The sequence below is a fragment of the Massilia sp. Mn16-1_5 genome, assembly GCF_004798585.1.
In the GTDB taxonomy this organism is placed as follows: domain Bacteria; phylum Pseudomonadota; class Gammaproteobacteria; order Burkholderiales; family Burkholderiaceae_D; genus Telluria.
Map to the genome: position 1 here is coordinate 372,074 of NZ_PPXQ01000001.1, position 26,755 is coordinate 398,828.

At 65.8% G+C, this 26,755-nt stretch carries 27 protein-coding genes; 13 read left to right on the forward strand and 14 right to left on the reverse strand.

Annotated elements, in window-relative coordinates; genetic code table 11:
- Nucleotides 1-56: 56 nt before the first annotated feature.
- Together C2862_RS01625 and C2862_RS01630 are read right to left on the reverse strand one after the other, a co-directional pair.
- Nucleotides 57-317, reverse strand: a complete 261-nt coding sequence (locus tag C2862_RS01625; protein WP_136218352.1) for a hypothetical protein — start codon at nt 315-317, stop codon at nt 57-59.
- A 26-nt stretch (nt 318-343) separates the two neighbouring features.
- Complete coding sequence (locus C2862_RS01630) at nt 344-1,162, reverse strand: DNA/RNA non-specific endonuclease (RefSeq protein WP_136218353.1); 819 nt, start codon at nt 1,160-1,162, stop codon at nt 344-346.
- 219 nt (nt 1,163-1,381) lie between these two features.
- Here C2862_RS01630 and C2862_RS01635 point away from each other — a divergent pair, with 219 nt between their 5' ends.
- The 4 genes from C2862_RS01635 to C2862_RS01650 all read left to right on the forward strand — a co-directional run bounded on the left by C2862_RS01635 (nt 1,382) and on the right by C2862_RS01650 (nt 2,592).
- Complete coding sequence (locus C2862_RS01635; RefSeq protein WP_229467242.1) at nt 1,382-1,735, forward strand: hypothetical protein; 354 nt, start codon at nt 1,382-1,384, stop codon at nt 1,733-1,735.
- Nucleotides 1,735-1,992, forward strand: a complete 258-nt coding sequence (locus C2862_RS01640) for a DUF5985 family protein (RefSeq protein ID WP_136218355.1) — start codon at nt 1,735-1,737, stop codon at nt 1,990-1,992. Before C2862_RS01635 ends, C2862_RS01640 begins: the two co-directional genes overlap by 1 nt.
- A gap of 2 nt (nt 1,993-1,994) precedes the next feature.
- Nucleotides 1,995-2,273 (forward strand): DUF5985 family protein, encoded by a 279-nt coding sequence (locus C2862_RS01645; protein WP_136218356.1) that lies wholly within the window; start codon nt 1,995-1,997, stop codon nt 2,271-2,273.
- Nucleotides 2,274-2,340: 67 nt separating this feature from the next.
- Complete coding sequence (locus tag C2862_RS01650; protein WP_136218357.1) at nt 2,341-2,592, forward strand: hypothetical protein; 252 nt, start codon at nt 2,341-2,343, stop codon at nt 2,590-2,592.
- Nucleotides 2,593-2,641: 49 nt separating this feature from the next.
- Here the strand turns inward: C2862_RS01650 and C2862_RS01655 are convergent, their stop codons facing one another.
- The 3 genes from C2862_RS01655 to C2862_RS01665 all read right to left on the reverse strand — a co-directional run bounded on the left by C2862_RS01655 (nt 2,642) and on the right by C2862_RS01665 (nt 6,530).
- Nucleotides 2,642-3,478, reverse strand: a complete 837-nt coding sequence (locus tag C2862_RS01655; RefSeq protein ID WP_136218358.1) for a phytanoyl-CoA dioxygenase family protein — start codon at nt 3,476-3,478, stop codon at nt 2,642-2,644.
- 230 nt (nt 3,479-3,708) lie between these two features.
- Nucleotides 3,709-4,134 carry an NUDIX hydrolase gene (locus tag C2862_RS01660; RefSeq protein WP_136218359.1) on the reverse strand — a complete coding sequence of 142 codons (426 nt, stop codon included), beginning with the start codon at nt 4,132-4,134 and terminating at the stop codon, nt 3,709-3,711.
- Nucleotides 4,131-6,530, reverse strand: coding sequence for an ATP-binding protein (locus tag C2862_RS01665; RefSeq protein ID WP_136218360.1), 2,400 nt, complete (start codon nt 6,528-6,530; stop codon nt 4,131-4,133). Before C2862_RS01665 ends, C2862_RS01660 begins: the two co-directional genes overlap by 4 nt.
- Between C2862_RS01665 and C2862_RS01670 the strand changes: the two genes are divergently transcribed.
- The 5 genes from C2862_RS01670 (at nt 6,444) to C2862_RS01695 (ending at nt 13,276) form a co-directional block, all read left to right on the forward strand.
- Nucleotides 6,444-7,982: a multicopper oxidase family protein gene (locus tag C2862_RS01670; RefSeq protein WP_136218361.1), complete on the forward strand. Its 1,539-nt coding sequence runs from the start codon at nt 6,444-6,446 to the stop codon at nt 7,980-7,982. The two genes, C2862_RS01665 and C2862_RS01670, sit on opposite strands and share 87 nt — an antisense overlap.
- A 34-nt stretch (nt 7,983-8,016) precedes the next feature.
- Nucleotides 8,017-8,610: an SCO family protein gene (locus tag C2862_RS01675; RefSeq protein WP_136218362.1), complete on the forward strand. Its 594-nt coding sequence runs from the start codon at nt 8,017-8,019 to the stop codon at nt 8,608-8,610.
- 11 nt (nt 8,611-8,621) lie between these two features.
- Complete coding sequence (locus C2862_RS01680) at nt 8,622-10,814, forward strand: Ig-like domain-containing protein (protein ID WP_136218363.1); 2,193 nt, start codon at nt 8,622-8,624, stop codon at nt 10,812-10,814.
- Nucleotides 10,815-10,898: 84 nt separating this feature from the next.
- The gene (locus C2862_RS01690) at nt 10,899-12,785 is read left to right on the forward strand and encodes a multicopper oxidase family protein (protein ID WP_229467243.1); all 1,887 of its coding nucleotides are present in this window, start codon (nt 10,899-10,901) and stop codon (nt 12,783-12,785) included.
- A 32-nt stretch (nt 12,786-12,817) separates the two neighbouring features.
- Nucleotides 12,818-13,276: a hypothetical protein gene (locus C2862_RS01695; protein WP_136218366.1), complete on the forward strand. Its 459-nt coding sequence runs from the start codon at nt 12,818-12,820 to the stop codon at nt 13,274-13,276.
- Here C2862_RS01695 and C2862_RS01700 read toward each other — a convergent pair.
- The 6 genes from C2862_RS01700 to C2862_RS01725 form a co-directional block, all read right to left on the reverse strand.
- Nucleotides 13,273-13,584 (reverse strand): YkgJ family cysteine cluster protein, encoded by a 312-nt coding sequence (locus C2862_RS01700; RefSeq protein ID WP_136218367.1) that lies wholly within the window; start codon nt 13,582-13,584, stop codon nt 13,273-13,275. The genes C2862_RS01695 and C2862_RS01700 overlap by 4 nt on opposite strands.
- Before the next feature lie 113 nt (nt 13,585-13,697).
- Complete coding sequence (locus tag C2862_RS01705) at nt 13,698-14,930, reverse strand: argininosuccinate synthase (RefSeq protein WP_136218368.1); 1,233 nt, start codon at nt 14,928-14,930, stop codon at nt 13,698-13,700.
- A gap of 83 nt (nt 14,931-15,013) precedes the next feature.
- The gene (argF, locus tag C2862_RS01710; RefSeq protein WP_136218369.1) at nt 15,014-15,940 is read right to left on the reverse strand and encodes an ornithine carbamoyltransferase; all 927 of its coding nucleotides are present in this window, start codon (nt 15,938-15,940) and stop codon (nt 15,014-15,016) included.
- Between the two features lie 63 nt (nt 15,941-16,003).
- The gene (gene rsgA / locus C2862_RS01715; RefSeq protein ID WP_136218370.1) at nt 16,004-16,903 is read right to left on the reverse strand and encodes a ribosome small subunit-dependent GTPase A; all 900 of its coding nucleotides are present in this window, start codon (nt 16,901-16,903) and stop codon (nt 16,004-16,006) included.
- The gene (locus tag C2862_RS01720) at nt 16,900-17,232 is read right to left on the reverse strand and encodes a 4a-hydroxytetrahydrobiopterin dehydratase (protein WP_136218371.1); all 333 of its coding nucleotides are present in this window, start codon (nt 17,230-17,232) and stop codon (nt 16,900-16,902) included. Before C2862_RS01720 ends, rsgA begins: the two co-directional genes overlap by 4 nt.
- Entirely contained in the window at nt 17,229-18,491 is a 1,263-nt protein-coding gene (locus tag C2862_RS01725) for a M48 family metallopeptidase (protein ID WP_136218372.1), read from the reverse strand. The genes C2862_RS01720 and C2862_RS01725 overlap by 4 nt, the downstream gene beginning before the upstream one ends.
- Before the next feature lie 47 nt (nt 18,492-18,538).
- Here C2862_RS01725 and orn point away from each other — a divergent pair, with 47 nt between their 5' ends.
- Both orn and C2862_RS01735 read left to right on the forward strand, forming a co-directional pair.
- On the forward strand, nt 18,539-19,123 hold the full coding sequence (orn, locus tag C2862_RS01730) for an oligoribonuclease (protein WP_229467244.1): 585 nt from the start codon (nt 18,539-18,541) through the stop codon (nt 19,121-19,123).
- A gap of 72 nt (nt 19,124-19,195) precedes the next feature.
- Nucleotides 19,196-21,670: an ATP-binding protein gene (locus C2862_RS01735; protein ID WP_210735835.1), complete on the forward strand. Its 2,475-nt coding sequence runs from the start codon at nt 19,196-19,198 to the stop codon at nt 21,668-21,670.
- Between the two features lie 142 nt (nt 21,671-21,812).
- Here the strand turns inward: C2862_RS01735 and C2862_RS01740 are convergent, their stop codons facing one another.
- Nucleotides 21,813-22,751: an MBL fold metallo-hydrolase gene (locus tag C2862_RS01740; protein WP_136218373.1), complete on the reverse strand. Its 939-nt coding sequence runs from the start codon at nt 22,749-22,751 to the stop codon at nt 21,813-21,815.
- Between the two features lie 172 nt (nt 22,752-22,923).
- Nucleotides 22,924-23,964 (reverse strand): alpha/beta hydrolase, encoded by a 1,041-nt coding sequence (locus C2862_RS01745; protein WP_210735837.1) that lies wholly within the window; start codon nt 23,962-23,964, stop codon nt 22,924-22,926.
- Nucleotides 23,965-24,193: 229 nt separating this feature from the next.
- On the opposite strand from C2862_RS01745, the gene C2862_RS01750 reads away from it, so the two are divergent.
- Complete coding sequence (locus C2862_RS01750) at nt 24,194-25,315, forward strand: HPP family protein (RefSeq protein WP_136218374.1); 1,122 nt, start codon at nt 24,194-24,196, stop codon at nt 25,313-25,315.
- A 9-nt stretch (nt 25,316-25,324) separates the two neighbouring features.
- Here the strand turns inward: C2862_RS01750 and C2862_RS01755 are convergent, their stop codons facing one another.
- Nucleotides 25,325-25,543 carry a hypothetical protein gene (locus tag C2862_RS01755; RefSeq protein WP_136218375.1) on the reverse strand — a complete coding sequence of 73 codons (219 nt, stop codon included), beginning with the start codon at nt 25,541-25,543 and terminating at the stop codon, nt 25,325-25,327.
- 265 nt (nt 25,544-25,808) lie between these two features.
- On the opposite strand from C2862_RS01755, the gene C2862_RS01760 reads away from it, so the two are divergent.
- Nucleotides 25,809-26,738: an alpha/beta fold hydrolase gene (locus tag C2862_RS01760; protein WP_136218376.1), complete on the forward strand. Its 930-nt coding sequence runs from the start codon at nt 25,809-25,811 to the stop codon at nt 26,736-26,738.
- Nucleotides 26,739-26,755: the final 17 nt, after the last annotated feature.

Genomic DNA, 26,755 nt, shown 5'->3' on the forward strand with positions numbered 1-26,755 from the left:
CGAGAAAGGAAAGGGGGGCGGCCCCGGACGGGGCCGCGGAAAGGCGTGCTGCGGAACTAGTTGAACGGGTTGGCGACGTCCTGCACGTCGGGTGGCGGCAGGCGTTCCGGCAGGGTCTGCCCTTCCAGCTTCGCCAGGACCGCGCCGAGGATCTCGTGCAGGCGCCGCGCATGCGCCAGGCCCTGCTGGTCGGCGGTCAGGTCGACGTCGCCCGAGATCGTGATGCGGTCCAGGCGGTTCTCGATCATCAGGTTATCGATCTGCAGCACGTCGGCTTCGTTCGCATAGGGCACAAAGGTCTTCTTCTTCGCGGTCATGGATGGCTCCGGTTTCGATCTGGGGTTCAGGAAAAGAGATTCGGGAAGACGTATTTTTTCGGCTCCTTGTTCGTCTGCTTGGCGCGAATCCTCGGTAGCGCCAGCATGCGCTCCTTCTGCTGCTGCGTGAGCGAAGGCAGGAATTCGATGCCGAGAATGCGTTCCAGCTCCGCCACCGGGATCACCTGGATGTCGGCGTTCGCCTTGTTCTCGGTGAACCAGGCCGCGGCGCGGCCTTGGCGCGGGCTGTAGACCACCTTGTACAAATGGGTCGGCACCAGCACGTTGCCGATCTTGCGCACGTTGGTGCCGAGGTAGGCCGGACCGGTGATCACGTACAGCTCCCCTTCCTTCTTCGCCATCTTGCGCACCGCGCCTTCGATCGGCGCCCAGATGTGGCGGTTGTGGTCGCCGTCCTGGGGCACCATGTTCGCCAGCGTGAAGCTCTCGCGCTGGGTCACGCGGTCGGGCATGTCGCCGTTCGGCGTCATGTGCCCGCGGTCGTAGCCGCTGCGCGCATAGTCGTCGAGTTCGGCGCGCTGGCTGCGCGGCAGGCGCGGTTCGGGGTGGAAGGCATTGTCGCGCTTCAGGCCCTGGGCCGCGGCGACGTTTTCGGCGCGCAGGTGCTCGGCCGACCAGAGCGGCGTGCGGGTGACGCCCGAGTGCATGACGCCGAACACGCCGTAGCACAGCTCGCGCGTGGCTACCGCCAGCTTCGGATTGCGGATCTCGGGTGCGCGGCCGCCGGCGTAGTGGTCGGGGCACAGCGAGTTCGCTGCGAAAGCGAGCATCGGCGCCAGCAGGCCTGCCACCAGGGCCGTGCGGGCAATCATTTTCTGGAACATGGATGAATCGAAAGAGTGTGACGAATTCGCATTGTAGCCGACACATATGATGCGCCATCAGGACAGCAGTTCCGCGTCAATACGGGCGCACGATAGGGATGCAGAGGTGCATTGTTGAGAAGAATGCTCTAGAATTGCGGCTCTTTCGATAACATTCCATACCGGAAACAACCACCGCCGATGGAAAAGGTCCCGTTCCCGGAGGAGTTGCGACGCTTCGTGCTTACCAGCATACCGTCGGTTCCCTTCCTTGAAGCATTACTGCTGCTGCGTGCGAATCCGGCCCAGCAGTGGCATGCCGACACCCTCGCCCAGCGCCTGTACGTACGCGAGCGCACCGCGCAGACGCTGCTCGAGGACCTGTGCCGCGCCGGAATGATCGCGCCCTGCGCTGCGCCGAACGAACATTGCTACCAGTACCAGCCTGCCACCGGCGCACTGCGCGAACGCATCGACGCGCTGGCCGACTTTTACGCGCGGCACCTGGTCGAAGTTACCCACCTCATCCATTCATCTCTCGACCGCAAGGCGCAGCAATTCGCCGACGCCTTCAAATTGCGAAAGGACTCGTAATGGCGGTTACGATCTATATCCTGTGCATCCTGACCTCGCTGGCCTGTACCTGGCTGCTGTTCGGCAGCTACCGCCGCACGCGTTATCGCCTGCTGTTCTGGAGCGGCGCCTGTTTCGCTGTGATGACCCTGAATAACCTGTTCCTCCTGCTCGACAAGATCGTGTTCCCGACGATCGACTTCCTGCCGGCGCGCCTGATCAGCGCCTTCGTCGCCACCTGCCTGCTGCTGTACGGCCTGATCTACGAAAAGGAGTGAGCATGACCGATCTCTTCACCGGCGCCATCTGCATGGGTTCGCTCCTGATCGCGCTCTTCTTCCTGCGCTTCTGGCGCGATTCCGGCGACCGCTTCTTCCTGTATTTTGCGGCCTCCTTCTTCATCGAAGGCCTGCACCGCCTGTACTCGGCCCTGCACGACGCCGGCGGCGAGGATTCGCCCCTTCACTACCTGATCCGCCTGCTGGCCTATGGCCTGATCCTGTGGGCGATCCTGGAAAAGAACCTGCCCCAGCGCGGACGCGAGCGCGACCGCAAGTAGCGTGCGCCCGGGCCGCCGTGGGTCCGACATAATGCAGTCATGTGAACATTTTGATATGGAGAAGCACATGGCGACCAACGATCCACGCAAGCAGTCCCAAGCGCCGCAGCCAGGCACCGACGAACACAATCGCTCCGAGAACCTGCTGCCGGGCGACGAAGGCGCCGAGGACGGCCGTTTCGAAGTGGCCGAGGAAGTGAGCCTCGACATCCAGGGCGACGATACCCGCCGCGTCGGCCAGCTGCCGGGCAGCGTCACCGAATCGATGCCGGACACGGTCCGCACCGAACCCGAGGACGAGAACAAGGGCACGCCCTGACTTTTTCTCTGAACGGCAAGGACAAAGCCGCGGTCGCCCGCGGCTTTTTTTACATCGTGATGCCCATTTTGAGGCCTTCGATCGTATGCGCCTGCACGATCGGCTCGAGCCGATCGACCACGCGGCAGGTGATGTGGCGGCGCAGCTCGGGCGCCAGGCTTTCGTAATAGGCGTGGGTCAGCTGGAGGTCGTGCTTGTCGGCGTTGCGGGCGTCGGGCGCGTCGACGCCGAGCACGAAGACCGGGCGCGAACGGTCCGAATGGTTGGCCGTGCCGCGGTGGATGGTCAGCGCCGAACGCGCCGAGATGTCGCCCATCTTCGGCAGCTTGCGCTGTGCACGTTCCTCGTAGCGCGGCCACAGCTCCTGCGGCGGGAACATCGGGTCGCCGCTTCCCAGGTCGTCCCACTGGGTGCCGGGCGCGATCTCGAACGGCCCCATGTCCTCGCTCACGTCCACGGTCGTGATGTTGAAGGCGAGCGAATTGATGCGCCGCCCCTGCAGTGTCGCTTCGGGCGAGCGGAAGTCGCGGTGCCAGGGCTGGTGCAGCGCGCCCGGTCCCGGCACGTCGAATCCGGCTTCGACCACCTTGTAGTCGGGTCCGAGGATGGCGCGGCAGACCGCCACCACCCACGGGTGGCCGATGATGTCGGCAAAGCCCGACAGGCGCTCCGGATGCACTTCCACGTAATAGCGGTTCGGCCCGCGCGCGAGCGCCCCGCCCGGCTGGCGCTGGGCCTCTTCGAACAGGGTCGCGATGTCGCGTCCGAGCCGTTCGACCCAGGCGCGTTCGAAAGCGCCCTTGCAGGCGATGATGCCGTCGCCGTAGATCCCGCCCATGATGGCGGCGACGTCGTAGGATTCGGGGGCGGTGGCTGTGCTGCTCATGGCTGTCTCCTGTTCTCAAGCGCAGTCATGGTACTGCGAAAGCGCGGCGCCGGCGCGCACGGGCGTGCTTGAATCACCCGCGCGGCATTATTTGGCGGATGGTGGGCACGGGGCGCCCACCCTACGGCGTCCTGCGTGGAATTATTTGGCGGATGGTGGGCACGGGGCGCCCACCCTACGGGCGTCATGGTGTAGGGTGGGCGCCCCGTGCCCACCAAACGCAGCCGCCTTCACCACTCCAGCGTCAGCAGCAGCGCCCCCATGCGCGGCCAGCACAGACGGCTGATCTCGCTGCGCGAGGCCCAGCGAAAGCCGTCCATCTCCGGCGTCGGCGCGCCCGTCTTCGGGTGCGGGAAGTAGCTGCTGCAGTGGAGCGCAGCCAGGTCGCCCAGCTCGGCGCCGGCATCGACCCGGTACAGGTGCAGGCGCTTGTCGCGCCGGTAGTCGAATTCGCCCAGGTCCCGAAAGCGCGCTGGATCGAACGCGACCCCGGCCTCCTCGCGCAGTTCGCGCACGGCCGCTTCCAGCGTCGCTTCGCCCGGATCGCGCAAGCCCTTCGGAATGTCCCAGGCCGCCGTGTTCGTGACATGGCACAGCAGCAGCCGGCCTTCGTCGTTCAGCACCAGGGTGCCGCAGGATATGGCGAACTTGCTCATCGGCGCGCTTCGATCGCGGTGGCCAGCGCCTGTTCCAAGGCTTCGCGGCTGACCGGTTTGGTGAGGTGCTGGTCGAACCCGGCCTCGTGCGAGAGCGTCATGTCGCTGGCCGCGCCCCAGCCGGTCAGGGCTACCAGCACGGTGTCCTTCAGCTCGCTGCTGGCGCGCATGGCGCGCGCCAGTTCATGGCCGTTCATGCCGGGCAGGCCGATGTCGAGGAAGGCCAGATCCGGCCTCAGCGCGCGCGCCGCGGCCAGGCCGGCCGGGCCGTCGTGCGCCATGCGCGTCTCGTGCCCGAGGGCGGCCAGCAAGGCGGCCAGGCTTTCGGCTGCGTCGAGATTGTCGTCCACGACCAGCACGCGCAGCGGCCGCAGCGGCGCAGGCGCCTGGCTGGAACCTGCCGGGTCCCGGGCGTCGCCGGCGGCGCGACGCAGCGGCAGGCGCACGGTGAAGGTGCTGCCGTGCCCGCGTCCGGCGCTGAAAGCATGCACCCGTCCGCCGTGCAGCTCCACCAGGCGCCGCACCAGGGACAGGCCGATCCCGAGTCCGCCCTGGGCCCGGTCGAGACTGCTGCGCACCTGGGTAAACATCTCGAACACCGAACCGATCGCGTCGGGCGCGATGCCGATGCCGCTGTCGGTCACCGCGACCACCGCCTGTCCCTCCTCGCGCCAGGCGGACAGCGAGATGCGTCCGCCGCCCGGCGTGTACTTGGCGGCGTTGTTCAGGAGGTTGGACAGCACCTGCACCAGGCGCGTCAGGTCGGCGTCGAGCGGCAGCGGCTCCTCGGGCAGGCTGACCTGCAGCCGGTGCTTGCCGGCGTCGATGAGGGCGCTGCTGCTTTCGACCGCCATCGTCACCGCCGTGCGCAGGTCGATCGCTTCCTTTTTCAGTTCGATCCGCCCGCGCGTGATGCGCGCGATGTCGAGCAGGTCGTCGACCAGGTGGATCAGCTGGCCCAGCTGGCGGTCCATCATCTCGTGCACGCGGCCCGCCGTCGCGACATTACCGGGCGCCATGCGCAGCAGATCGAGGCCGGTGCGGATCGGCGCCAGTGGATTGCGCAGTTCGTGCGCCAGCGTGGCCAGGAACTCGCTCTTGCGGTGATCGGCCTCGGACAGGTCGGCGGCGATCCGGCGCAGCTCGTTCTCGGCGCGCTTTTGCTCGGTGATGTCGCGCGTGATCGTCGCCAGGCCGAGGTGGGCGCCGTCGGCGCCGTGCACGGCGAAGCCCTTGAAGTAGACCGGGACCGGGGCGGCCGCGGCGGAGGTTCCGCCACGCGCCGCGAAGGCAAGCTCGCCCTCCCATTTTTGCGGTGCGCCGCGCAGCGCCGGCAGCACGTCGGTGCGGACAAAAGCGCGGCAGTCGTTCGAGAAGAAGTCGAGCAGGCGCGCGCCGCTGATGTCGGCTTCGAGCCCGATTCCCGCCATCGCGCGTCCCGCCCGGTTCAGGTAAAGGCCGGTGCCATCGGGCGCGAAGATGCCGATGAAGTCCGAGGATTGCTCCGCCACCGCGGCCAGCCGGCGCACCCCCGCCTCGGCCTGGCGCCGCTCGCTCTCGTCGCGCAGATAGAGGGCGATGCCGCCGTCCGGCGTCGGGAAGCAGCTGATCTCGTACCAGCCGCCCCAGGCCGGAAGTTCGGCCTCGAGCCGGGTGGCCGCGCGCGCGGCGGCGCAGCGGCGGCAGGCGCTTTCGTGCGCACTGCCGTGCCAGTCGGGGAACAGGTCCCAGAAGACTTCGCCGAGCAGCTGCGAGCGGTCCAGGCCTGTGATCCGTTCGGCGGCCGCGTTGGCATAGCCGATGCGCCAGCTGGCGTCGACTGCGATGAAGCCGTCGAGCATGCTTTCCAAAATCGCGCGCGAGCGTTCCTCCGCCAGCTGGCGCGCCGCGGCTTCGGCGCGCTGGCCGATCACCAGCGAGGCGGTATTTGCCAGCAGGGCCAGCGCCGATTCGTCGCGCGCCGCGCGGGCCGAACCAAGCCGGTAATACCAGGTGAAGGCGCCCAGCACGCCGCCGGCCGGCGACAGGATGGGCAAGGCGCGGCAGCTGGAGAGGCCCGCCGCCAGCGCCTGCGCGCGGCAGCGCTCCCACAGCGGATCGCCGGCGATGTCCTGGCAGTCGACCGGCTCGCCGCGCCAGGCCGCGGTGCCGCCGCCGCCGCCTCCGGCGGCGCTGCCACGGCCGCGGCCGCGGGCGCAGCGGCCGGCAGCCCGGTCGCCACGGCCGGAACGAATACCGGCATCACCACCTTCAAGACGGCCGAGGTCGGGCGCGCGCCCTACACGACGCCTTTTATCGTGCCGCTGCCGATGCCGCCGATCAAGGAGCCGGTCAGCGGCCTCAGTCCCGAGCCGGGCGAATATCCCGACGAGAAGGAAGCCGGCCGTCTGCCGCATCAGGCCTGGAGCCGCTTTCCGCCGCAGAAGTTCTATTACCTGAAGGTCGAGGAGAAGGAGCACGAGTTCCATCCCGAACTGCCGAAGCAGAAGATCTGGGGCTACGACGGCATCACGCCGGGACCGACCTTCGTCGTGAAATACGGCGAACCGGTCCTGGTGCGCATCGAGAACGCGCTGCCGCTCGACCACGTCGGCTACGGCACGCCCGAGATCTCGACCCACCTGCACAACGGCCACACGCCTTCCGAGAGCGACGGCTTCCCGGGCGACTACTACAGCGAAAGGAAGTGCGGCTCGACCCTGAGCCGGCCTGGCAAATTCAAGGACCACCACTACCCGAACGTCTGCTCCAACTTCACCGGCTACCCGGACACCGGCGGCGACCATAACCTGGCGCTCGGCACCCTGTGGTACCACGACCACCGCATGGAGTTCACGGCGCCCAACGTCTACCGCGGGCTGGCAGGCTTCTACCTGATCTTCGACGAGCTCGATTGCGACGACGAGAACGACGATCACGAGGGCGCGCTGCGTTTGCCGTCCGGCGTCGGCAAGTACGATATCCCGCTGGTGTTCCAGGACCGCCGCTTCGATTCGGGCGGCTACCTGTACTTCGACCAGCTCGATCCGGAAGGGATCGTCGGCGACAAGTTCCTGGTCAACGGCAAGATCCAGCCCTTCTTCTCGGTCGAGCGGCGCAAGTACCGCTTCCGCATGCTGAACGGCTCGCCGCTGCGCTTCTACGAGTTCTACCTGGTGTATCAGGGTGTGGACCAGAGCTTCGTCCAGATCGGCAACGATGGCAACCTGCTGCCGGCACCGGTCACGACGACCAAATTGCGCCTGGGCGTGGCCGAGCGCGGCGATTTGATTGTCGACTTCTCCCAGTACCCGCTCGGTTCGAAACTCTACATCGTCAACAAGCTGGAACACCTGGACGGACGCGGGCCGACCGGGACCATCCTGAATCCCGGCACCCAGATCATGCGCATCGACGTCGACCGGGAGCCGGAGTCGCCCGACCTTAGCCGCATTCCGGCGGTGCTGCGCCCGCTGCCGCCGATCGACCTGCGCAAGTCGCGGCCCGAGCGCCGCTTCGACTTCGGGCGCCTGAACAATATGTGGACCGTGAACGACAAGCTGTTCGACGAGACGAAGCCGATCGCGTCGATCAAGCGCGGCGTCGAGGAGATCTGGACGCTGCGCGGGAAGGGCAGCTGGAGCCATCCGGTGCACATCCACTTCGAGGAGATGCGCATCCTGTCGCGCAACGGCCGCCCGCCGCCACCGCACGAAGCGGGGCGCAAGGACGTGTTCGTGCTCAGTCCCGGCGAAGAGGTGCGCATCCTGGTGTGCTTCCGCGACTTCACCGGCAAGTACGTCATGCATTGCCATAACACGGTGCACGAAGACCACCACATGATGGCGCGCTTCGACGTCGTGGCTTGACACAGTCTGGTCCAATAAAAACGAGGGGAACATCATGAAATCACGCAGGGCTTTCCTGGCGGCCGCGGCCGCCACACCGCTGCTTTACCCGGTCATCAAGCATGCGCAGACGCGCGAGCCGGTCCCGCTGCCCGCCGACGACGGCCGCCGCCTGCCCAACGTACTGCTCGAGACCCACGACGGCCGTCAGGTCCGGTTCTACGACGACCTGGTCAAGGACCGCATGGTCGTCATCAACATGATGTACGCGAACTGCAGCAACCTGTGCCCGCCGAACACGGCGAATCTGCTGCAGGTGCAGGAAGCCTTGCGCGACCGCATGGGCAAGGACGTCTTCATGTATTCGCTGACGCTGCAGCCGGCGATCGACAAGCCGCTCGACCTGCGCCGCTACATGGACAAGTTCGACATCAAGCCCGGCTGGACCTTCCTCACCGGCGACCCGGCCCACGTGGAGCTGCTGCGCCGCCGGCTCGGCTTCTACACGCTCGACGCGGTGGCCGACGCCGATCTCAAGCAGCATACGGGCATGCTGCGCATTGGCCACGATGCGCGCGACCGGTGGTCGATGATTCCCGCGCTGGCGACGCCGCGCCAGATCGTCAATTCGATTTCCGGCTACCTCTGAGGAGATGCAGTATGGTGCGTCGCATTGTTGCCTGCGCAGGTTTCATCGCGCTGTTCCTTCTTGCCCCGTTCGCCATGGCCGATCTGTATCGGGTCGGCCCCGTCGATCCTGCCAACGGCTACCCGCGCTGGTATCAGGATGCGACCGGGCTCGCGCTGAACCTGTGCGTCCCGAACGCTGCGGAATTATCCTCGGGAAGCTGCTTGATCTTCGCTGCGGACTTGCCCAATCCGTCCCAACCGGTACGCTTTCCGGACAATTTTTTGGACGAGCATTTCTGGTACAACCTGAATACCTCGGTGCCGACGGCCGCGGGAAAGGCCAAGCTGGTCATCGGCCTGGAAGGCGCCTTTCCCGGTCCCATCCTGGCAGGAACCCAGATCAGCTTTGGCCGCGTCAGGATCGTCATCGATGTTCCACCGCCGGGCGGGACCTACACCATCACCCATCCTTACGGGGTGGAGACCTTCCCCAATGTCGCGCCGGGGCCGCGGGCAATCGCCTTTACCGAAGATATCGGCCTTAACTGTCCCGTGGGAGACTTTACTTGTGCGTTGAGCAGCCGCGTCGGGCCGTTCCTGCGCGCGTCCGCCACACCCGGCGGTGCCGCCTTGCCTCCTGTGGTTCTCCCTGGCGGTAACACGTATCTGGCCGATCCGGCTGTCCCGACGCCGATTACGGGAAGTCCTTTTCCCAACAATAACGTTTTCAAGATCGAAGGTCCAAACGTCGGCGGCCCCGGTATCGACCTTGTCCAGACCACGCTGTTCAACCTGATGGGGCGCGTCTATACGGCGCCCATTCCCAGCAAGGTCGTGATCGATCGCGCCACCTATTCGCGCGATGCCGGCGGTGCGAAGATCGACCTGTTCGCGCAGACTCTCCCGAGTATCGGGTCGGCGCAACCGAACCTGTCCTTTGCAGGCGCCAACCTGCCGCCGACGCTGATGAAGGCGAGTGCAAACGGCAGGAATTTCTACGGGCAGGCGCGGTTGGCCCAGGCAGATTCGCTGCCGGCCTCGATCGTGGTCACGAACAACGCCGATGTGCCTCCCTCGACATTCGAGGCGAACCTGGTCGACGAGGTCCGCGTGACCCAGGCCGACTACGACGCGGAAACGCAGGTACTGACGATTTCGGCATCGTCCAGCGATGCGCTGATGAATCCTGCGCTGGTGGCCGAAGGCTTCGGCGTGCTCGTCGGCGGCACCCTGACGGTTCAGGGCCTTGCAGCACCTCCACCGTTTGTGCGTGTCGTCTCCGCAGCCGGCGGGCGCAGCCGGCTGCAGGTGTCCGCCACCAGGCTGGACGTGGTCGCCTCGGCCAATGCGCAGAACGACGTGGCGAAGACGCTGGAAAACCAGCCCGTCGTGATCGACGTGCGCCAGAACGACACCGACGCCGCTGCGCTGACCGTCAAGTTGCTGGGCGCCCCGGGCCACGGTAGCGCAACGGTCGACTCCGCCGGACTTGTCAACTACGTGCCCGCACCAAATTACTTTGGCATGGACACGTTTACCTATGTCCTGAGTGGACCAGCCGGTTCCAGCGACTCCAATATCGCGACGGTCAACATCGAGGTGATGATGGTCCCCATCAAGCCGCGGGCCGTCGCCGACACCGCCAGCATCACCCTGGCCGAGCCGGCCCCGACGCTGGTCATCGACGTGCTTGCCAACGACACCGCGGTCAATGGCACGCTCGACCCGGCCTCCGTGAAAATCGTGCAGCAAGCGCTTTCCGGAACGGCTGTCGCCGATCCCGCAACGGGAAAAATCGCATTCACGCCACAGGCTGCGGGAACGGCGGTGTTTTCGTACACCGTGTCCGACAGCACCAACACGGAATCGGATCCGGCCACCGTGTCCGTCGCCGTTGCAGCCGCCGGGACCGGCGCCGGACCTGGGCCGACAGGCACGATCGCCTTGTCCAAGGCAACTGCTTCCACATCGACCTCGAAAGGCGTGACGACAACGAAATGGGTGGTGGAAGGCACGGCTTCGCCGCCATCAAGTGCCCAGAGCGTGAGCGTTTCCGTCTTCATCGGGCCGACCGCGACCGGAACGCCGCTCGGCTCCGCCACGGTGGATGCGACAGGTTTCTGGCGCCTTGTGACCGAGTCGCCGCGCGGACCTGACGCGACGCGGACCGTCAGCGCAAAAAGCAGTACCGGTGCGGTGCGGGAGGGATTCCCGATCAAATAAGGAACGGTTTCGCCGGCGGCATGCCGGGTTGCGCACACCGCACCCGCTGCCACGGCCAACCGACTTGAGTGCATGGAGGTGGCGATGAGTCAGATTCAGGAACGCGAAGAAGAGGGCGGCGCAGCCGTGAACCCGAAGCGCCGCCTGCTGGGCGCAGCCATGGGCGCGGCCGGCGCCGCGGCGCTGGCGGCGCAGGCCGCTTACGAGGTCGAGCAGGCTGCCGCAGCCGCGGCGGGTGCGGCGCCTGCACCGGCCACGCCGCCGGCGGACAGCACGGCCAAAACGCCGTCCAGCGCGGGGAAGACCAGCGCGAAGTCTTCATCGGACGATGGCGGCAAGAGCGACGGCAAGGGCGGCGACGTGCGCGACGATTTCAGGAAGAGCACCCCGGGCCGGGCGCCGGCCACGCCGCCCTTCCTGGTGCCGCTGCCGATCCCGGAGATCAAGCGCCCGGAAAGCGGCCTCAGTCCCGAGCCGGACAAGTACCCGGTCGAGGACGAAGCGGGGCGCCTGCCGCACCAGGCCTGGGACCGGCACCGGCCGCGCGTCTTCTACCGCCTGCGCGTGAAGGAGGAGAAGCACTCTTTCCATCCGCACCTGCCTGAGCAGAAGATCTGGGGCTACGACGGCATGCTGCCGGGGCCGACCTTCGTGGCGCGCTACGGCGAGCCGATCCTGGTGCGCATCGAGAACGACCTGCCGCGTGACCACGTCGGCTTCGGCTCGCCCGAGATCTCGACCCACCTGCACAACGGCCACACACCCTCGGAGAGCGACGGTTTCCCGGGCGACTACTACAGCCGCGAGAAGTACGGCCCGACCTTGACGCGCGCCGGCCGCTTCAAGGACCACCATTATCCGAACAAGCTGTCCAACAGCGCCGATTTCCCCGACACCGACGGCGACCCGGAAGGCGCGCTCGGCACCCTGTGGTACCACGACCACCGCATGGAGTTCACCGGCCCCAACGTTTACCGTGGCCTGGCCGGCTTCTACCTGGTGTTCGACCAGCTCGACACCGGCGACGAAAAGGACACGCGGCCCGGCGCGCTGCGGCTGCCGAGCGGCGTCGGCGAGTACGACATTCCGCTGCTGTTCCAGGACAAGTCCTTCGATTCGGGCGGCTACCTGTACTTCAACCAGTTCGACCCGGAAGGCGTCGTCGGCGAAAAATTCCTCGTCAACGGCAAGATCCAGCCCTATTTTTCGGTCGCGCGCCGCAAGTACCGCTTCCGCGCGCTGAACGGCTCCTCGCTGCGCTTCTTCCAGTTCTATCTCGTGCACGAGGGCGTCGACCAGCGCTTCCACCACATCGCCAACGACGGCAACCTCCTGAGCGCGCCGGTACTGACCGACCGCCTGCGCCTGACGCCGGCCGAGCGCGGCGACATCGTCGTCGATTTCTCGACATTCCCGCTCGGCAGCAAGGTGTATGTCGTGAACCGGCTCGAGCACCTCGATGGACGCGGCCCGACCGGGCGCCTGCTCACGCCCGGTACCCAGATCCTGCGCTTCGACGTCGACCGCGAACCGGCCGAGCCGGATGTGAGCCAGGTACCGGCCGTGCTGCGTCCCCTGCGCGCACCGGTCGTGCCGCGCAATACGCGGGTACGCAAGTGGGAGTTCGACCGCGAGAACGATTTGTGGACCGTCAACGGCAGGCTGTTCGACGTCACCAAGCCCGCTGCGGTCATCAAGCAGGGCGTCGAGGAAGTATGGGAGCTGCAGGGCAAGGGCAGCTGGAGCCACCCGATCCACATCCACTTCGAGGAGGCGCGCATCCTGACCCGCAACGGCGCCGCGCCGCCCCTGCACGAGCGCGGACGCAAGGACGTCTTCGAGCTGCGTCCCGGCGAAACGGTACGGATCCTGATCTGCTTCGAGGACTACGTCGGCAAGTACATCATGCATTGCCATAACACGATCCACGAGGACCACCACATGATGGTGCGCTTCGACATCGTGCCCTGAACCGGGCATCCCTTACCAGAGCAAGGAGCATCATGCAGACACTCCGGTCTTTCCTCGCGATGGCCGCCCTGGCGCCGCTGGCCCGCCCGCTGGCACGGGCGGCGGCGCGCACGGGACAGCCGTGCCGGGCGCTTGCCGAATTCCTGCCGCATACGGCGATCCAGGCGCTGGCGGGGCGCGACCTGGTTTTTTATCCCGACCTGGTGCCGGGGCGCCTGGTCGTGGTGGACATGCTGTACGCGCAGCGCGCCGGCATCCTGGCCTCGCACGGCGCCGCGGCGCAGCCAGGCAAGGCCGACCCGGACCTGTTCCTGTACGCGCTGACCGAGCAGCCTGCCCCGTCCCTGCAGTCGGACTTGCGCCGCACCATGCGCAGCTATGCGCGGGAGCGCGTGGGCGCGTTCGCGCTGGATGGCGCGGGCGAGGTCGACGTGCTGCGCTCACGGCTGGTGCTGCTCGACGGGACGCCGCGACCGGCGTCGTGCGCCTAGGCCGGCAGCGGCGCCAGGCCGTGCCGCGCCCGCGCCCGTGTGCACTTGTCGTCGCCGATCTGGACTTCGCGGCAGGGGCTGGGCCGGCTTTCATAGACGCCGCAGGCCATCGGTCCTTCCGATCCGCGGCCGAGGGCGGCGCAGCGCGGGCTGGAGGCGTTGGTGCCGGCCATGCAGGCCAGGTGCGGAGTGACCTGTTCGCTCAGGCCGTCGGGCAGATCCAGGCCCTCGGTCCAGTAGAAGGACACGCGAAAGCTCATGCAGCAGGCGCCGCAGTCGAGGCAGGGATTCGATGAGGGGGTGCTCATGCGGCCGCTCATGCTCGTGGTCGTAAAAACAATATTTTTACCACGAATCCGCGCATGAAAAAAGCCGCCCGAAGGCGGCTTCCGATGACCGAGCGGCGTGCTTACTGGCCGCCTTATTGGCCCCGTTTTGCCCGTGCCTTGGCCGCGATGCGCATGCGCAGCGCGTTCAGCTTGATGAAGCCGCCGGCGTCGGCCTGGTTGTAGGCGCCGCCGTCTTCGTCGAAGGTCGCGATGTTCATGTCGAACAGCGAATCGGTCTTCGAGTCGCGCGAGACGACGATCACGTTGCCCTTGTACAGCTTGACGCGCACCCAGCCGTTCACGGTAGCCTGGGTGTGGTCGATCAGGGTCTGCAGGGCGACGCGTTCCGGAGCCCACCAGTAGCCGTTATAGATCAGCGAAGCGTAGCGCGGCATCAGGTCGTCCTTCAGGTGCGCCACTTCGCGGTCCAGGGTGATCGACTCGATCGCGCGGTGGGCGCGCAGCATGATGGTGCCGCCCGGCGTCTCGTAGCAGCCGCGCGACTTCATGCCGACGTAGCGGTTCTCGACCAGATCCAGGCGGCCGATACCGTGCTTGCCGCCCAGGCGGTTCAGTTCCGTCAGCACTTCGGCCGGCGACATGCGCTTGCCGTTCAGGGCCACGATGTCGCCCTTTTCGTATTCGATGTCGAGGTACTCGGCTTCGTTCGGCGCCTGTTCAGGGCTGACCGTCCAGCGCCACATCGATTCCTCGGCTTCCGCGCTCGGGTTTTCCAGGTGGCGGCCTTCGAAGGAGATGTGCAGCAGGTTGGCGTCCATCGAGTAGGGCGCGCCGCCGTTTTTGTGCTTCATGTCGATCTCGATGCCAGCGTCTTCCGCGTACTTCAGCAGTTTTTCGCGCGACAGCAGGTCCCACTCGCGCCATGGAGCGATGATCTTGACGTCGGGTTTCAGCGCATAGGCGCCCAGCTCGAAGCGGACCTGGTCGTTGCCCTTGCCGGTCGCACCGTGCGAGATGGCGTCGGCGCCGGTCTCGTTGGCGATTTCGATCAGGCGCTTGGCGATCAGCGGACGCGCGATCGAGGTGCCCAGCAGGTATTCGCCTTCGTAGACGGTGTTCGCGCGGAACATCGGGAACACGAAGTCGCGCACGAATTCTTCGCGCACGTCGTCGATGTAGATGTTTTCAGGCTTGATGCCGAACTTGATGGCCTTGGCGCGGGCCGGCTCGAGTTCTTCGCCCTGGCCGAGGTCGGCCGTGAAGGTGACGATCTCGCAGTTGTAATGGTCTTGCAGCCATTTCAGGATGACGGAGGTGTCGAGGCCGCCGGAGTAGGCGAGAACTACTTTTTTGATGTCGCTCATGGAGGTTCCAGTGTGGAGAGGAGGAGGGATTGAAGGTCAGCCGGTCCTTGCGGACCGACGATCAAACAAAGGTGGGTGAAAAATTAGTTATCTTCGATTTTACCGAGCAGCAGGTACTCGATCAGCGCTTTTTGAACGTGCAGGCGATTCTCCGCTTCGTCCCAGACGACCGACTGCGGACCGTCGATGACCTCGGCCGCGACTTCCTCGCCGCGGTGGGCGGGCAGGCAGTGCATGAAGACGGCGTCGGGATTGGCGCGCGCCATCTTGGCGCCGTCGACGATAAAGCCGTCGAAGTCCTGCAGGCGCTGCGCGTTTTCCTTTTCAAAACCCATGCTGGTCCAGACGTCGGTGCTGACCAGGTGCGCGCCTTCGCAGGCGTCCGATGGATTGTCGAACAGGGTGTAGCGCTGCGTCGATACCAGGCTCGGGTCGAGCTCGTAGCCCTTCGGGGTCGCGATGTTCAGGTGGAAGCCGAAGACTTCGGCCGCCTGCAGCCAGGAATACAGCATGTTGTTGGCGTCGCCGATCCAGGCCACCGTCTTGCCCGCGATCGGGCCGCGGTGCTCGTAGAAGGTGAAGACGTCGGCCAGTACCTGGCAGGGATGGTGTTCGTTGGTCAGGCCGTTAATCACCGGCACGCGCGAGTTGGCGGCGAAGCGCTCGATGATGTCCTGGCCAAAGGTGCGCACCATGATGATGTCGCACATGCGCGACATGACCTGGCCCGCGTCCTCGACCGGCTCGCCGCGGCCCAGCTGGCTGTCGCGGGTGTTCAGGTAGATCGCGGCGCCGCCCAGCTGGTGCATGCCGGCCTCGAAGGAGAGGCGCGTGCGCGTCGAGCTCTTCTCGAACACCATCACCAGCGTGCGGTCGACCAGCGGGTGGTACACCTCGTAGGCCTTGAACTTGCGCTTGATGACCTTCGCGCGTTCGATCACGTATTCGAATTCGTCGAGCGAAAAATCGGAGAACTGCAGGAAGTGCTTGATCGCTTTGGTGCCTGGCATAGTAACTGGGGAGGAAGAATATCCTCTTGATTATAAGGGTTTTTGCCCGCTCGGGTTGTATGGCTAATAAAGCGTCTGGGCCGACTCGTGCAGCAGCTGGCCATAGAGTTCGTGCCGGTGTTTCGCAATCTTCCCTTCGGCCAGCGCGGTCAGCACCGCGCACTGCGGCTCGGCGAGGTGCCGGCAGTTGTAGTACTTGCAGCCGCCGAGATAAGGCTTGAACTCGACGAAGGCGCGCTCGAGCATGCCTTCGCTGAGGTGATACAGGCCGAATTCCTGGAAGCCCGGCGAATCGATGATGGAGCCGCCGTCGGGCAGCCAGTACAGCCGCGTAAACGTGGTGGTGTGCTTGCCGGTGTCGAGCGCGGCCGAGATTTCGCGCACGGCGATGTCGGCGTCCGGGACCAGCAGGTTGATGAGCGAGGACTTGCCCATGCCCGACTGGCCGATGAAGATCGAGGACTGGCCCGCCAGCAGCGGCTGCAGCACGCTCAGTGCATGCTCCGGATCGGCCTTGGCCGAAACTTCGTGTACCGGATAGCCGAGCGCTGCATAGACGGCGGCGCGTTCGCGGGCGCGCGGCAAGAGCTCCGTGACGTCGGTCTTGTTGAGGATGATATGGGCCTCGATGCCGGCCGCTTCGGCGGCGACGAGCGAGCGCGAGACCAGATCGTCGGCGAAACCCGGTTCGGTGGCGATGACGATGAACAGGCGTGAGATGTTCGCCGCCAGCAGTTTCGATTTGTACTGGTCCGAGCGGTAGAGCAGGGTCTGGCGCTCGGCAATCTCCTCGATCACGGCCTGGTCGTTCGAGGTCTGTTTTAAATGGACGACGTCGCCCACGGCCACGTTGGTCTTCTTGCCGCGCGTGACGCACTGGAATTTGTCGCCATTCACATCGGCGAGGTAGTGGCGGCCGTGCGCCGCGATGATGGTGCCGGTCAGCTTGGTTTCTTTATTCACGCGCGGGTCCGTTCTTCGTAGAGTGCGTCGGCTTTCGCAGCGCAAATCAGGTCGTTCAGCGAGACGGCATTGCCCGCCGAGTGGGTGGTGTAGGCGACGATGCAGTGGCGATAGCGCACCGTCAGTTCGGGATGGTGGTCCTGGGCGTGGATCATCCAGGCGAGGGCGTTCACGAAGGCGATCGTCTCGTGGTAATCCTTGAACTCGTAGGAACGCACGATGCGACTGCCTTCCAGTTGCCACTGCGGCACCTCGCCCATGAGCGCGGCGAGGGCGCCCGCATCGAGCGCCGGCGCCCCGTGCGTGCAGTGCTGTCGGACCAGGCTCATACCGCCGCCGCGTTCAGGTGGGCGATGCGCACCGAGGCCGGCGGATGCGAATCATAAAAGGCCGAGTGCAGCGGATCTGGCGTCAGGGTCGAGGCATTGTCCTCGTACATTTTCACCAGTGCCGAGACCAGGTGGTTCGCGTCGCTGTGTTTCGCCGCGAAAGCATCGGCCTCGAATTCGTGCTTGCGCGAGGTGATCGCGTTCAAAGGCCCGAAGACGAAGGTGAAAATCGGCAGCACCAGCATGAACAGCAGCAGGGCCATGGCGTCGTTCGGGCCGGCCAGCAGCGGCATCACGCCCAGGCCCGTGTAGAACCAGGCTTGTTCCTTCAGGTAGCCGAGCAGGGCCAGGAAGGCCAGCGACAGTGCGAACATCACGACGATGCGCTTGACGATGTGGCGCAGCTTGAAGTGGCCGAGTTCGTGGGCCAGCACGGCTTCGATCTCGTGCGGGGCCAGGCGCTCGATCAGGGTGTCGAAGAAGACGATGCGCTTGGCCGCGCCGAAGCCCGAGAAATAGGCGTTGCCGTGGGCGCTGCGGCGGCTGCCGTCCATCACGAACAGGCCCTTCGAGGCAAATCCGACGCGCGCCATCAGGCCTTCGATACGGCTTTTCAGGCTTTCGTCGCTCAGCGGCGTGAATTTGTTGAACATCGGCGCGATCACGCTCGGATACAAGACCATCATCAGCAGCTGGAAACCGCTCCAGACCAGCCAGGTCCAGAACCACCAGAGCGAACCGGTCGATTCCATCAGCTTCAGGACCACCCACAGCAGCGGCAGGCCGATGACGGCGCCGACCAGCGCGCCCTTGACCATGTCGGTGAGCCAGAGCTTGACGCTCATCTTGTTGAAGCCGAAGCGCTGTTCCAGCACGAACTGGCGGTACCAGTCGAAGGGCAGGTCGAGCAGGCCGGAGATGATGGCGAACGCGGCGATCAGGCCGATCTGGTATAGCATGCCGGGACCGGCCGCATGGAGCAGCGCAGTGGACAAAGCCTGCAGGCCGCCGAGCAGGGTGAAGCCGACCAGGGTCAGGCCGCCCCAGAGCAGGGCGGCAATACCGAAGCGGGTCTTGGCGACCGTGTAGTCGGCCGCTTTCTGGTGCGTCTCGAGCGGGATCTTGTGCGCGAATTCAAGGGGCACGCTGCCGCGGTGGCGCAGCACATGCCGGATCTGGCGATTGGCCAGCCAGAAGCGCAGGCCCAGCGTGAGCACGAAGAAAACGACGAACAATACCGAAAACGCAAGTGAAGACATTCCGTGCCTGTGAGAAAATGCAGGATTGATTAGGCAAAGAGAGAATTATGTCACACCCAACCGATTCCGCAGTCTCCACCACCGTCCAGCGTCCCAACGACATGAACCTGGTGTGGGTCGACATGGAAATGACGGGCCTCGACCCGGATACCGACCGCATCATCGAAGTCGCTGTCGTCGTCACCGACATGCACCTGAACGTGCTGGCCGAAGGCCCCGTGTTCGCGATCCACCAGTCCGACGAAACCCTGGACAAGATGGACAACTGGAACAAGGGCACCCACGGCCGTTCCGGCCTGATCGACCGCGTGCGCGCCTCGACCGTGACCGAAGCGGACGCCGAAACGGCCCTGATCGCCTTCCTGAGGAATTTTGTTCCGGCCGGCAAGTCGCCAATGTGCGGCAACACCATCTGCCAGGACCGCCGTTTCATGGCGCGCGGCATGCCGAAGCTGGAAGCCTTCTTCCACTACCGCAACCTGGACGTATCGACGCTGAAGGAACTGTGCCGCCGCTGGAAGCCGGACCTGGCCTCCGGTTTCAAGAAGCACCAGAAGCACACGGCCCTGGCCGACATCATCGAGTCGGTCGAAGAACTCAAGTATTACCGCGAGCACTTCATCAAGTTGTAATCGGAGCACGCGCAGCCGCCAGCCGGAGCAACTTATGCTCCGGCAATAGCCTGCCTGTGGGACAATCGGAAGATGCGCCGACTTTTCACCACCGATCCTTCCCGCCCCCTGGCCGGCGTACGTGCGCTGATCGCCGCGCATGATTGGAGCACCTGTCCGCTCGGCCATCCCGACACCTGGCCGCCGGAACTGACGACCGCCGTCGGCATGTCGCTCGACTCCGCCTTCCCGATGTTCGTCGCCTGGGGCCCGGACCTGCGCTTCCTCTACAACGACGCCTACGCCATCATCCTCGGCTCCAAGCACCCGGCCGCGCTGGCCCAGCCCTTCCAGCAGATCTGGGCCGAGATCTGGTCGGACATCGTGCCGATCATCGACCGCGCGCTGTCGGACAAGTCCGCGTTCTACGAAGACCTGCCGCTGACGGTCGTGCGCCATGGCTTTCCCGAGCAGGGCTATTTCACTTTCTCCTACTCGCCCCTGCACGATGGCAACGGCAAGGTCGCCGGCATGTACTGCACCGCGATTGAGACCACGGCCCGGGTCCAGGCGGAACGCCGCGCCGCGCTGGAACTGAAACTGTCCGACCTGCTGCACCCGTTGGGCACGCCCGACGAGGTGCTGTCCACGGCCAGCGCGCTGCTGGGTGAAGAGCTGGGGCTGAGCCGCGCCACCTACGCCGAGGTGGACGACGCCGGCCGCGCATTCACCGTGCGCCACCAGTGGAATGCCGGCGGTGCCCGGGAATTGTCGCGTGCGAGCTACCCGCTCGACGGATTCGGTCCGACGCTGGCCGCGCTCACGCGTGCTGGGGAAACCCTGGTCGTCGACGATGTCGACACCGACCCGCGCTGCGCCGAGGCGCGCGCCATCTTCCACGCGGAAGGAGCGGCCGCCGTGCTGACCGTGCCGCTGATGCGCGCTGGCCGCCTGGTCGGCTTCCTCAGCCTGAACCGCGCCCAGCCTTATCGCTGGACCGATGCCGATGTGCGCTTTACGCGCGGAACCGCCGAGCGTACCTGGGGTGCGCTGGAGACGGCGCGCGCCCAGGCCGCGCTGCGCGCCGAGCGCGACCGTAGCCGCTACATCTTCGACACCATGGTCGAAGGCTTCGCGCTGATGGACCCCGACTGGACCATCACCCGCATGAACGCCGAGGGCCTGCGCATCTGCCACAAGACGGCCGAGGAGGTCGTCGGGCGCAACCATTGGAAGCTGTTTCCCGAAGTGGAGGGCAGCGAAGCGGGCCACATGCTGCACCGGGCGATGGAGCAGCGGGTCGCCGGCGCCGTCGAGTACCGCCTGCCGCCGCTCGACGGGCGCGGCGGCTGGAACGAGATCCGCGCCTTCCCGACCCAGGACGGCGGCATCGCCGTGTTCTTCCGCGAGATCACCGACCGCAAGCAGGCCGAGGAACAATTGAAGGTGGCCGACCAGCGCAAGGACGAATTCCTCGCCATGCTGGCCCACGAACTGCGCAACCCGCTGGCGCCGATCAGCGCGGCGGCCATGCTGCTCGACATGGGCTCGCTCAATGAAACCCGGGTGCGCCACAGCAGCGCCATCATCGGGCGCCAGGTGCGCCACATGACGCGCCTGGTCGACGACTTGCTGGACGTCTCGCGCGTCACGCGCGGCCTGATCGAACTCGATCGCAGCCTGCTCGACGTGCGCGCCATCGTCGACGAAGCCGTCGAACAGGTGCGCCCGCAGCTGGGCGCGCGGCGCCAGCGCCTGTCGCTGCACCTGCCCAGCGTGCCTTTGACAGTCGAGGGCGACCGGGCGCGCCTGGTGCAGGTGCTGGCCAACCTGCTCGGCAACGCCGTGAAATACACGCCTGAAGACGGCGCGATCGAGATCGGCGCCGAGATCCGCGACGGCAAGCTGGTGCTGGCCGTCAGCGACAACGGCATCGGCATGGAGCCGGAGCTGACCGCACGCGCCTTCGACCTGTTTGCCCAGGCCAAGCGCAGCTCGGACCGCTCGCAGGGCGGCCTCGGGCTCGGCCTGGCCCTGGTGCGCAACCTGGTCGAGCTGCACGGCGGAACCGTCACCTGCGCCAGCCCGGGCCTGGGGCAGGGCAGCACCTTTACGGTGACCCTGCCGCTGGCGGCGGGCGCGGCTTCAGCCCAGGCGCTGCCGGAGGCCGCGTCAAGGCGCGCCGGCGGCCTGCGCCTGCTGGTGGTGGACGACAACGTCGACGCCGCGACGACGCTGGCCATGCTGCTGGAAGCGAGCGGCCACGAAGTCTTCATCGAACACGAATCCCTGCGCGCGCTGGAACTGGCGCGCAGTGCCCGGCCCGATGCCTGCCTGCTCGACATCGGCCTGCCCGACATCGACGGCAACGAACTGGCACGGCGCCTGCGCGCGCAGCCGGAGACGGCACATAGCGTGCTGATCGCCGTGTCGGGCTATGGGCAGGAAGCGGACCGCCGGCTGGCGCTGGATGCGGGCTTTGCGCATCACCTGGTCAAGCCGGTGGATCTGGAGAATCTGATGGCGGTGCTTGCAACGGTGCGGCCAGACACTCGGAATGCTGCGTAGGGGGCATTGCGGCCAATGGCCGCAATGCCGGGTTCACCGGGCTCCGCCCACGCGGTACATGGCATGCATGTCGAAACGCTTGTAAAAATGGTTTCGACGTGCATGCGCCGTACCGCGTGGGCACAGAGTGCCCACCCTACATTTACGGCATGCGGGTGTAGTTGACCGGGACGTAACGGTAACCCTTGCCCTCCTTGCGCAGGTAACCCATGCCCGGGAACTGCAGGTGGGCCGCGCCGATCAGCGCGCCGTCCTTGGCCGCCGCATCGAACAGCTTCTTGCGCGCGGCAGCCGCCGCCTTCTGGTCGCCGTCGAAGCCGATCGTTACCGCCGGATCCTCGAACTGCACCGCGCCCACGTGGATCAGGTCGCCGATCACGACCATCTTCTGGCCACGGCTCTCCACCACGAAGGTGGTGTGGCCCGGCGTGTGGCCATGTCCGCCCTGGGCGCGAATGCCGGGCGAGACCTCGATATCGCCATCGAAGGTCTTGAACTTGCCGGCCTTGACGTAGGGATCGAGCGCGGCCATCGCGTTCTTGAAGCTGCCCTTGCCGTCTTCGGGCGCCTTGTCCATGTTCGCCTGGCTCAGCCAATGGTCGGCTTCGCGCTTGGCGGCGCGCACGACCGCGTTCGGGAAGGCGGCTTTCGATTGTGCGCTCAGGCCGCCCAGGTGGTCGCTGTGCATGTGGGTCAGGTAGATCTCGTCGACCTGCTCCGGCGTGTAGCCGGCGGCCTTCAGGTTCGCCTGGATCTTGCCCAGGGTCGGGCCGAAGAACACGCCGGCGCCGGTGTCGATCAGGATCAGCTTGCTGCCGGTATTGATCAGGAAGGCATTGTCCGAGGTTTCGAGCGGGACCTTCAGGTGGGCCTTGGCCAGCGCCGCATTGGTCTTGTCGGCCTTCTGGGTCAGCAGCTTGTCAACCGGCAGGTCGACGGTGCCGTCGGACAGGGGCGTGACTTCGAAGTCGCCCAGCATCATGCGGTAATAGCCGGGGGCCTGGGTTTTGGCCATCGGGGCGGCGGCGAAGGCGGGAGCGGCGAAGAGGGCGGCGAGCAGGCACAGGGAGGTGCGTTTCATGGGGTCTCCATTGGATGTGGTCGATATGGCAGCGTTGCGTATCGTACATCAATGGAGGTGGTAGTAGGCAAGCGCCGTAAACGCGTGGAGTCGGGACTCCACCCTACGAAGGGTGGAGCGGGCGACGAACCGCTCTCGACTCCACGCGTTACAGCATCAGAACCTTAGGTGCTTACTTCTTCGCCGCAAACGCCTTCTTCAAGGCATCCGCCGCATACTGCTCCGCATCCTTCGCCTTCGGCACCACCGCGCCCATGCCGAAGAACTCGTGCGTCACGCCGCTGTATTCCTTGTAGTCCACCGCCACGCCATCCTTCTTCAGCTTGTCCGCATAGGCTTTACCCTCGGACAGCAGCGGATCGATCTCGGCCGCGATGATGGTCGCCGGCGGCAGGCCCTTGAGCGAGTCGGCCTTCATCGGCAGCGCATACGGATTCTTCGGGTCGCCCTTGTAGTGCTTGAAGAACCAGCCCATCATCGCCTTGTTGAGCGGCTTGGCGTTGGCGTTCTTCTGGTACGAAGGCGTGTTCATGTCGTCGTTCACGACCGGATACACCAGCAGCTGGTGCACGGGCAGGGCGACCTTCTTGTCGCGCGCCATCATCGAGACCACGGTCGCCAGGTTGCCGCCCGCGCTCTCGCCGCCGACCGCCACGCGCGTCGGGTCGCCGTTGAATTCCTTCGCATGCTCCAGGGTCCACTGGTAAGCAGTGAACGCGTCGTTCGGCGCGGCCGGGAAGGGATGCTCCGGCGCCTGGCGGTAGTCGACCGCGACCATGATCGCGTTCGCCATTTTCGCGAGGGCGCGCGGGCTGGCGTCATAGACCTTGGTGTCGGCAATGACGAAGCCGCCACCGTGGTAATACATCATGATCGGGAACGGGCCCTTGCCTTCAGGCGTGTAGATGTGGACCGGGAAGCTGGCGTCGCCGCTGCCCACCGTCATGGTCTTCATCGTCACGCCGGGTTCAGGCGCCGTCGATTTCTTCATGTCGGTCAGGACTTTCTTGACGGCGTCGGCCGGCGTCGGCTGCTTGCGCGCTTCCTCGGGCGTCAGGGTCTCGATCGGTTTCGGGTTCAGCGATGCGTGGGCGTCGAGCACCTTCTGCATGTGCGATTCCGCTTTGGGCGGCTTGGCGGCGTCGGCAGCCCAGGCGCTGGTGGCGAGCAGGGCGGCGCTGGCGAGCAGCGTCAGTGGCAATGCTTTTTTCATGGGAGTATCCTTTTCGTCAATTTTTGTATCACGCAGCACGGCGCGCCGCCTGTGATTACCGAGGCTCAGGGTCGCAGGGGAAAATGAATTCGTCCGTGCGTTCACGCGCATTGACGAAATTGATGATAAAGATGGCTAAGTACCTTGCACGAAAATGGTGCGCCTCCTGCAGCGCAGCAATCCTTGTGGTGTAATTGCAGTCTTTGCCTGATTCACGCAGTCCGACTTCATGCGCGCCACCTTCATCCAATGGCTGCACGGCTTCCTGCCCCAGCCTCTCCCCGCCGGCAACACCGAGCGACTTCGTGCCGGCATCGGCGCCTGCATCGGCCTTTTCCTCACCGCGCTGCTCACCCACGTGCTGGAGCCAAGCCTTGCGTCCTGGCTGATCGCGCCGATGGGCGCCTCGGCCGTGCTGCTGTTCTGCGTACCGGCCAGTCCGCTCGCACAACCCTGGTCGGTCGTGGGCGGGAATACGATCTCGGCCCTGGTCGGCGTCGCCTGCCTGCACCTGGTGCCCGATCCGCTGCTGGCCGCGCCGCTGGCCGGCGCACTGGCGATCGGCATCATGTTCGCGCTGCGTTGCCTGCACCCGCCGGGCGGCGCCGTCGCCCTGACCACGGTGCTGGGAGGGCAGGCGGTGCACGACGCCGGCTTCCTGTTCGCCCTCAGTCCGGTGGCCCTGAACTCGGCCCTGATCGTGATCGCGGCCATCCTCTACAACAACCTGACCGGCCGCCGCTACCCGCACGCCCAGCACGCGGCGGACAAGAATGTCCACGCCACCGGCGACCCGACACCGGGGGCGCGCCTGGGTATTACCGAAAGCGACCTGGAAGCGGCGCTGGCGCGTTACGGCGAAGTGCTGGACGTCAGCCGCGACGACTTGCTGGCCATCGTCGACGACGCCCGCCAGCTGGCGCTGCACCGCCACTTCAACGAGCGCACCTGCGCCGAGCTGATGTCGACCCACATCGTCTTCGTCTCGCCGCGCGACACCCTCGAACACGCGCGCGAACTGCTGCTGCGCTACCGCCTGCAATCGCTGCCGGTGCTGGACGAAAGCCGCCACCTGCGCGGCGTGATCGCCCAGGACGACCTGCTGCGCATGGTGGGCTGGGGGATGCGCCTGCGCCAGCTGGTGCCAGGGGCAGGGCCGTACGTGGAGGATGCGATGCGCCAGCGCGTGGTGGCGCTGGACGCCTCGGCGCCGCTGGCGCAGCTGGTACCGCTGCTGCGCGACGGCGGCTATCACCAGGTGGCGATCACCGGCGCCGATGGCGCGATGGTGGGGCTGGTCAGCCAGTCCGATTTGTTGGCAGCCTTGAGCGAGGAGCGGTTAGCCGCCTAGCGCCTGGACCTAGCGTCCTATTCCGATGCCAATGCCCAGGCCGGAACGTCCACCGCTGCCGAATCCGCCGAAAATGGAGGTCGATACCCCGCCGCGGTAGCTGCCGTTCTTCGTCGCCATCTGCACGACGCAGTTGCGCCAGGGATCCGTATTTGCAGCGAAGCCGAGCTGCACGCAGGCCGGCCCGTATTCGGCCATCATGCGGTCCATCTCCGCTTGCTGCTGCATGGCCTTTTCCTGAGGGCTTGCACATCCCAGCAAGCAAACGACGCTTGCCGTCATCAACATGGTTGCGCGCATGGCGGCCTCCTTGAGTGATCGATCGAACCGGCTTGAGCCCGGCAGGCTATGGATCGATCATACCTCGCAATCGATTCAGGCGATTTCTACCGGACGGCATGGCGTGGCCGTGACACGGCGTCCGATTGGGTGTCCAAGGTGAGTGGTAGGCACCGATGCGCATACGCGCACTCACCTGTCCCAGGAGGCTGTCATGAATCGTTCTCTCCTTGCCGGGCTCCTTCGCAGCCTGGTCCTGCTTGTGCTCGTCCCTGTGTTCGTCCTTGCGCTGCCATCCTCGACCGTGTTGGCCGCGACGCCGCAAAGCCGCTTCGCCGACGTGGGCGGCCAGCGGATCCATTACCTCGTGGCCGGAAAAGGCGACCCGGTGATCCTGCTGCACGGTTATGCCCAGACCAGCCACATGTGGCTGCCGCTGATCGACAAACTGTCGCGCGAGCACCTCGTCATTGCGCCCGACCTGCCGGGTTTCGGCCAGTCCTCGATTCCCGCCCAGGGCGTCACCAAGACGCAGATGGCGCAGGACGTGCACGGCCTGGTTGCCAGCCTGCGCCTGCCCAGCGTCAAGCTGGTCGGTCACGACATCGGCCTGATGGTCGCGTACGCCTACGCCGCCCAGTACCGCAACGAGGTCGGCAAGATCGCACTCATGGACGCCTTCCTGCCGGGCGTGGGCAACTGGAAAGATGTCTGGTTGCTGCGCGACTTATGGCATTTCCACTTCTACGGCCCGACGCCGCTGGCCCTGGTCAAGGGACGCGAACGAATCTACTTCGAACACTTCTGGAACGATTTCGCGGCCGACAGGAATCGCTCCATTCCGGAAGGGGACCGCAAGCTGTACACCGCGGCCTATGCGCGCGAAGGCCGCATGGCCGCGGGTTTCGAGGTGTTCCGTGCGTTCGAGCGGGATGCCGCCGATTTCGCCGGCTACGCGCGCACACCGCTTACGATCCCGATGCTGGTGCTGACCGGCGAGAAGGCGTCCGGCCAGGTCCTGATCGACCAGGCCCGGCTGGTCGACAACAAGGTCGAAGGGGTAATCGTGCCGGGCGCCGGCCACTGGCTGATGGAAGAGGCGCCGCAGGTCGTGATACCGAAACTGGTAGAGTTCCTGAAATGAGGACTGGTCAGGAAAAA

Bases quoted from the DNA above. Each gene is read 5' to 3' on its own strand.
- orn (WP_229467244.1), top strand. From the start codon at position 18,539: ATGTCACACCCAACCGATTCCGCAGTCTCCACCACCGTCCAGCGTCCC.
- C2862_RS01665 (WP_136218360.1), bottom strand. From the start codon at position 6,530: ATGCGGCAGACGGCCGGCTTCCTTCTCGTCGGGATATTCGCCCGGCTC.
- C2862_RS01630 (WP_136218353.1), bottom strand. From the start codon at position 1,162: ATGTTCCAGAAAATGATTGCCCGCACGGCCCTGGTGGCAGGCCTGCTG.
- C2862_RS01720 (WP_136218371.1), bottom strand. From the start codon at position 17,232: ATGAGCCTGGTCCGACAGCACTGCACGCACGGGGCGCCGGCGCTCGAT.
- C2862_RS01750 (WP_136218374.1), top strand. From the start codon at position 24,194: ATGCGCGCCACCTTCATCCAATGGCTGCACGGCTTCCTGCCCCAGCCT.
- C2862_RS01700 (WP_136218367.1), bottom strand. From the start codon at position 13,584: ATGAGCACCCCCTCATCGAATCCCTGCCTCGACTGCGGCGCCTGCTGC.
- C2862_RS01705 (WP_136218368.1), bottom strand. From the start codon at position 14,930: ATGAGCGACATCAAAAAAGTAGTTCTCGCCTACTCCGGCGGCCTCGAC.
- C2862_RS01745 (WP_210735837.1), bottom strand. From the start codon at position 23,964: ATGAAAAAAGCATTGCCACTGACGCTGCTCGCCAGCGCCGCCCTGCTC.
- C2862_RS01640 (WP_136218355.1), top strand. From the start codon at position 1,735: ATGGCGGTTACGATCTATATCCTGTGCATCCTGACCTCGCTGGCCTGT.
- C2862_RS01725 (WP_136218372.1), bottom strand. From the start codon at position 18,491: ATGTCTTCACTTGCGTTTTCGGTATTGTTCGTCGTTTTCTTCGTGCTC.
- C2862_RS01625 (WP_136218352.1), bottom strand. From the start codon at position 317: ATGACCGCGAAGAAGAAGACCTTTGTGCCCTATGCGAACGAAGCCGAC.
- C2862_RS01680 (WP_136218363.1), top strand. From the start codon at position 8,622: ATGGTGCGTCGCATTGTTGCCTGCGCAGGTTTCATCGCGCTGTTCCTT.
- C2862_RS01755 (WP_136218375.1), bottom strand. From the start codon at position 25,543: ATGCAGCAGCAAGCGGAGATGGACCGCATGATGGCCGAATACGGGCCG.
- C2862_RS01660 (WP_136218359.1), bottom strand. From the start codon at position 4,134: ATGAGCAAGTTCGCCATATCCTGCGGCACCCTGGTGCTGAACGACGAA.
- C2862_RS01735 (WP_210735835.1), top strand. From the start codon at position 19,196: ATGCGCCGACTTTTCACCACCGATCCTTCCCGCCCCCTGGCCGGCGTA.
- C2862_RS01650 (WP_136218357.1), top strand. From the start codon at position 2,341: ATGGCGACCAACGATCCACGCAAGCAGTCCCAAGCGCCGCAGCCAGGC.
- argF (WP_136218369.1), bottom strand. From the start codon at position 15,940: ATGCCAGGCACCAAAGCGATCAAGCACTTCCTGCAGTTCTCCGATTTT.
- C2862_RS01760 (WP_136218376.1), top strand. From the start codon at position 25,809: ATGAATCGTTCTCTCCTTGCCGGGCTCCTTCGCAGCCTGGTCCTGCTT.
- C2862_RS01740 (WP_136218373.1), bottom strand. From the start codon at position 22,751: ATGAAACGCACCTCCCTGTGCCTGCTCGCCGCCCTCTTCGCCGCTCCC.
- C2862_RS01670 (WP_136218361.1), top strand. From the start codon at position 6,444: ATGCCGCCGATCAAGGAGCCGGTCAGCGGCCTCAGTCCCGAGCCGGGC.
- C2862_RS01645 (WP_136218356.1), top strand. From the start codon at position 1,995: ATGACCGATCTCTTCACCGGCGCCATCTGCATGGGTTCGCTCCTGATC.
- C2862_RS01695 (WP_136218366.1), top strand. From the start codon at position 12,818: ATGCAGACACTCCGGTCTTTCCTCGCGATGGCCGCCCTGGCGCCGCTG.
- C2862_RS01690 (WP_229467243.1), top strand. From the start codon at position 10,899: ATGAGTCAGATTCAGGAACGCGAAGAAGAGGGCGGCGCAGCCGTGAAC.
- C2862_RS01675 (WP_136218362.1), top strand. From the start codon at position 8,017: ATGAAATCACGCAGGGCTTTCCTGGCGGCCGCGGCCGCCACACCGCTG.
- C2862_RS01655 (WP_136218358.1), bottom strand. From the start codon at position 3,478: ATGAGCAGCACAGCCACCGCCCCCGAATCCTACGACGTCGCCGCCATC.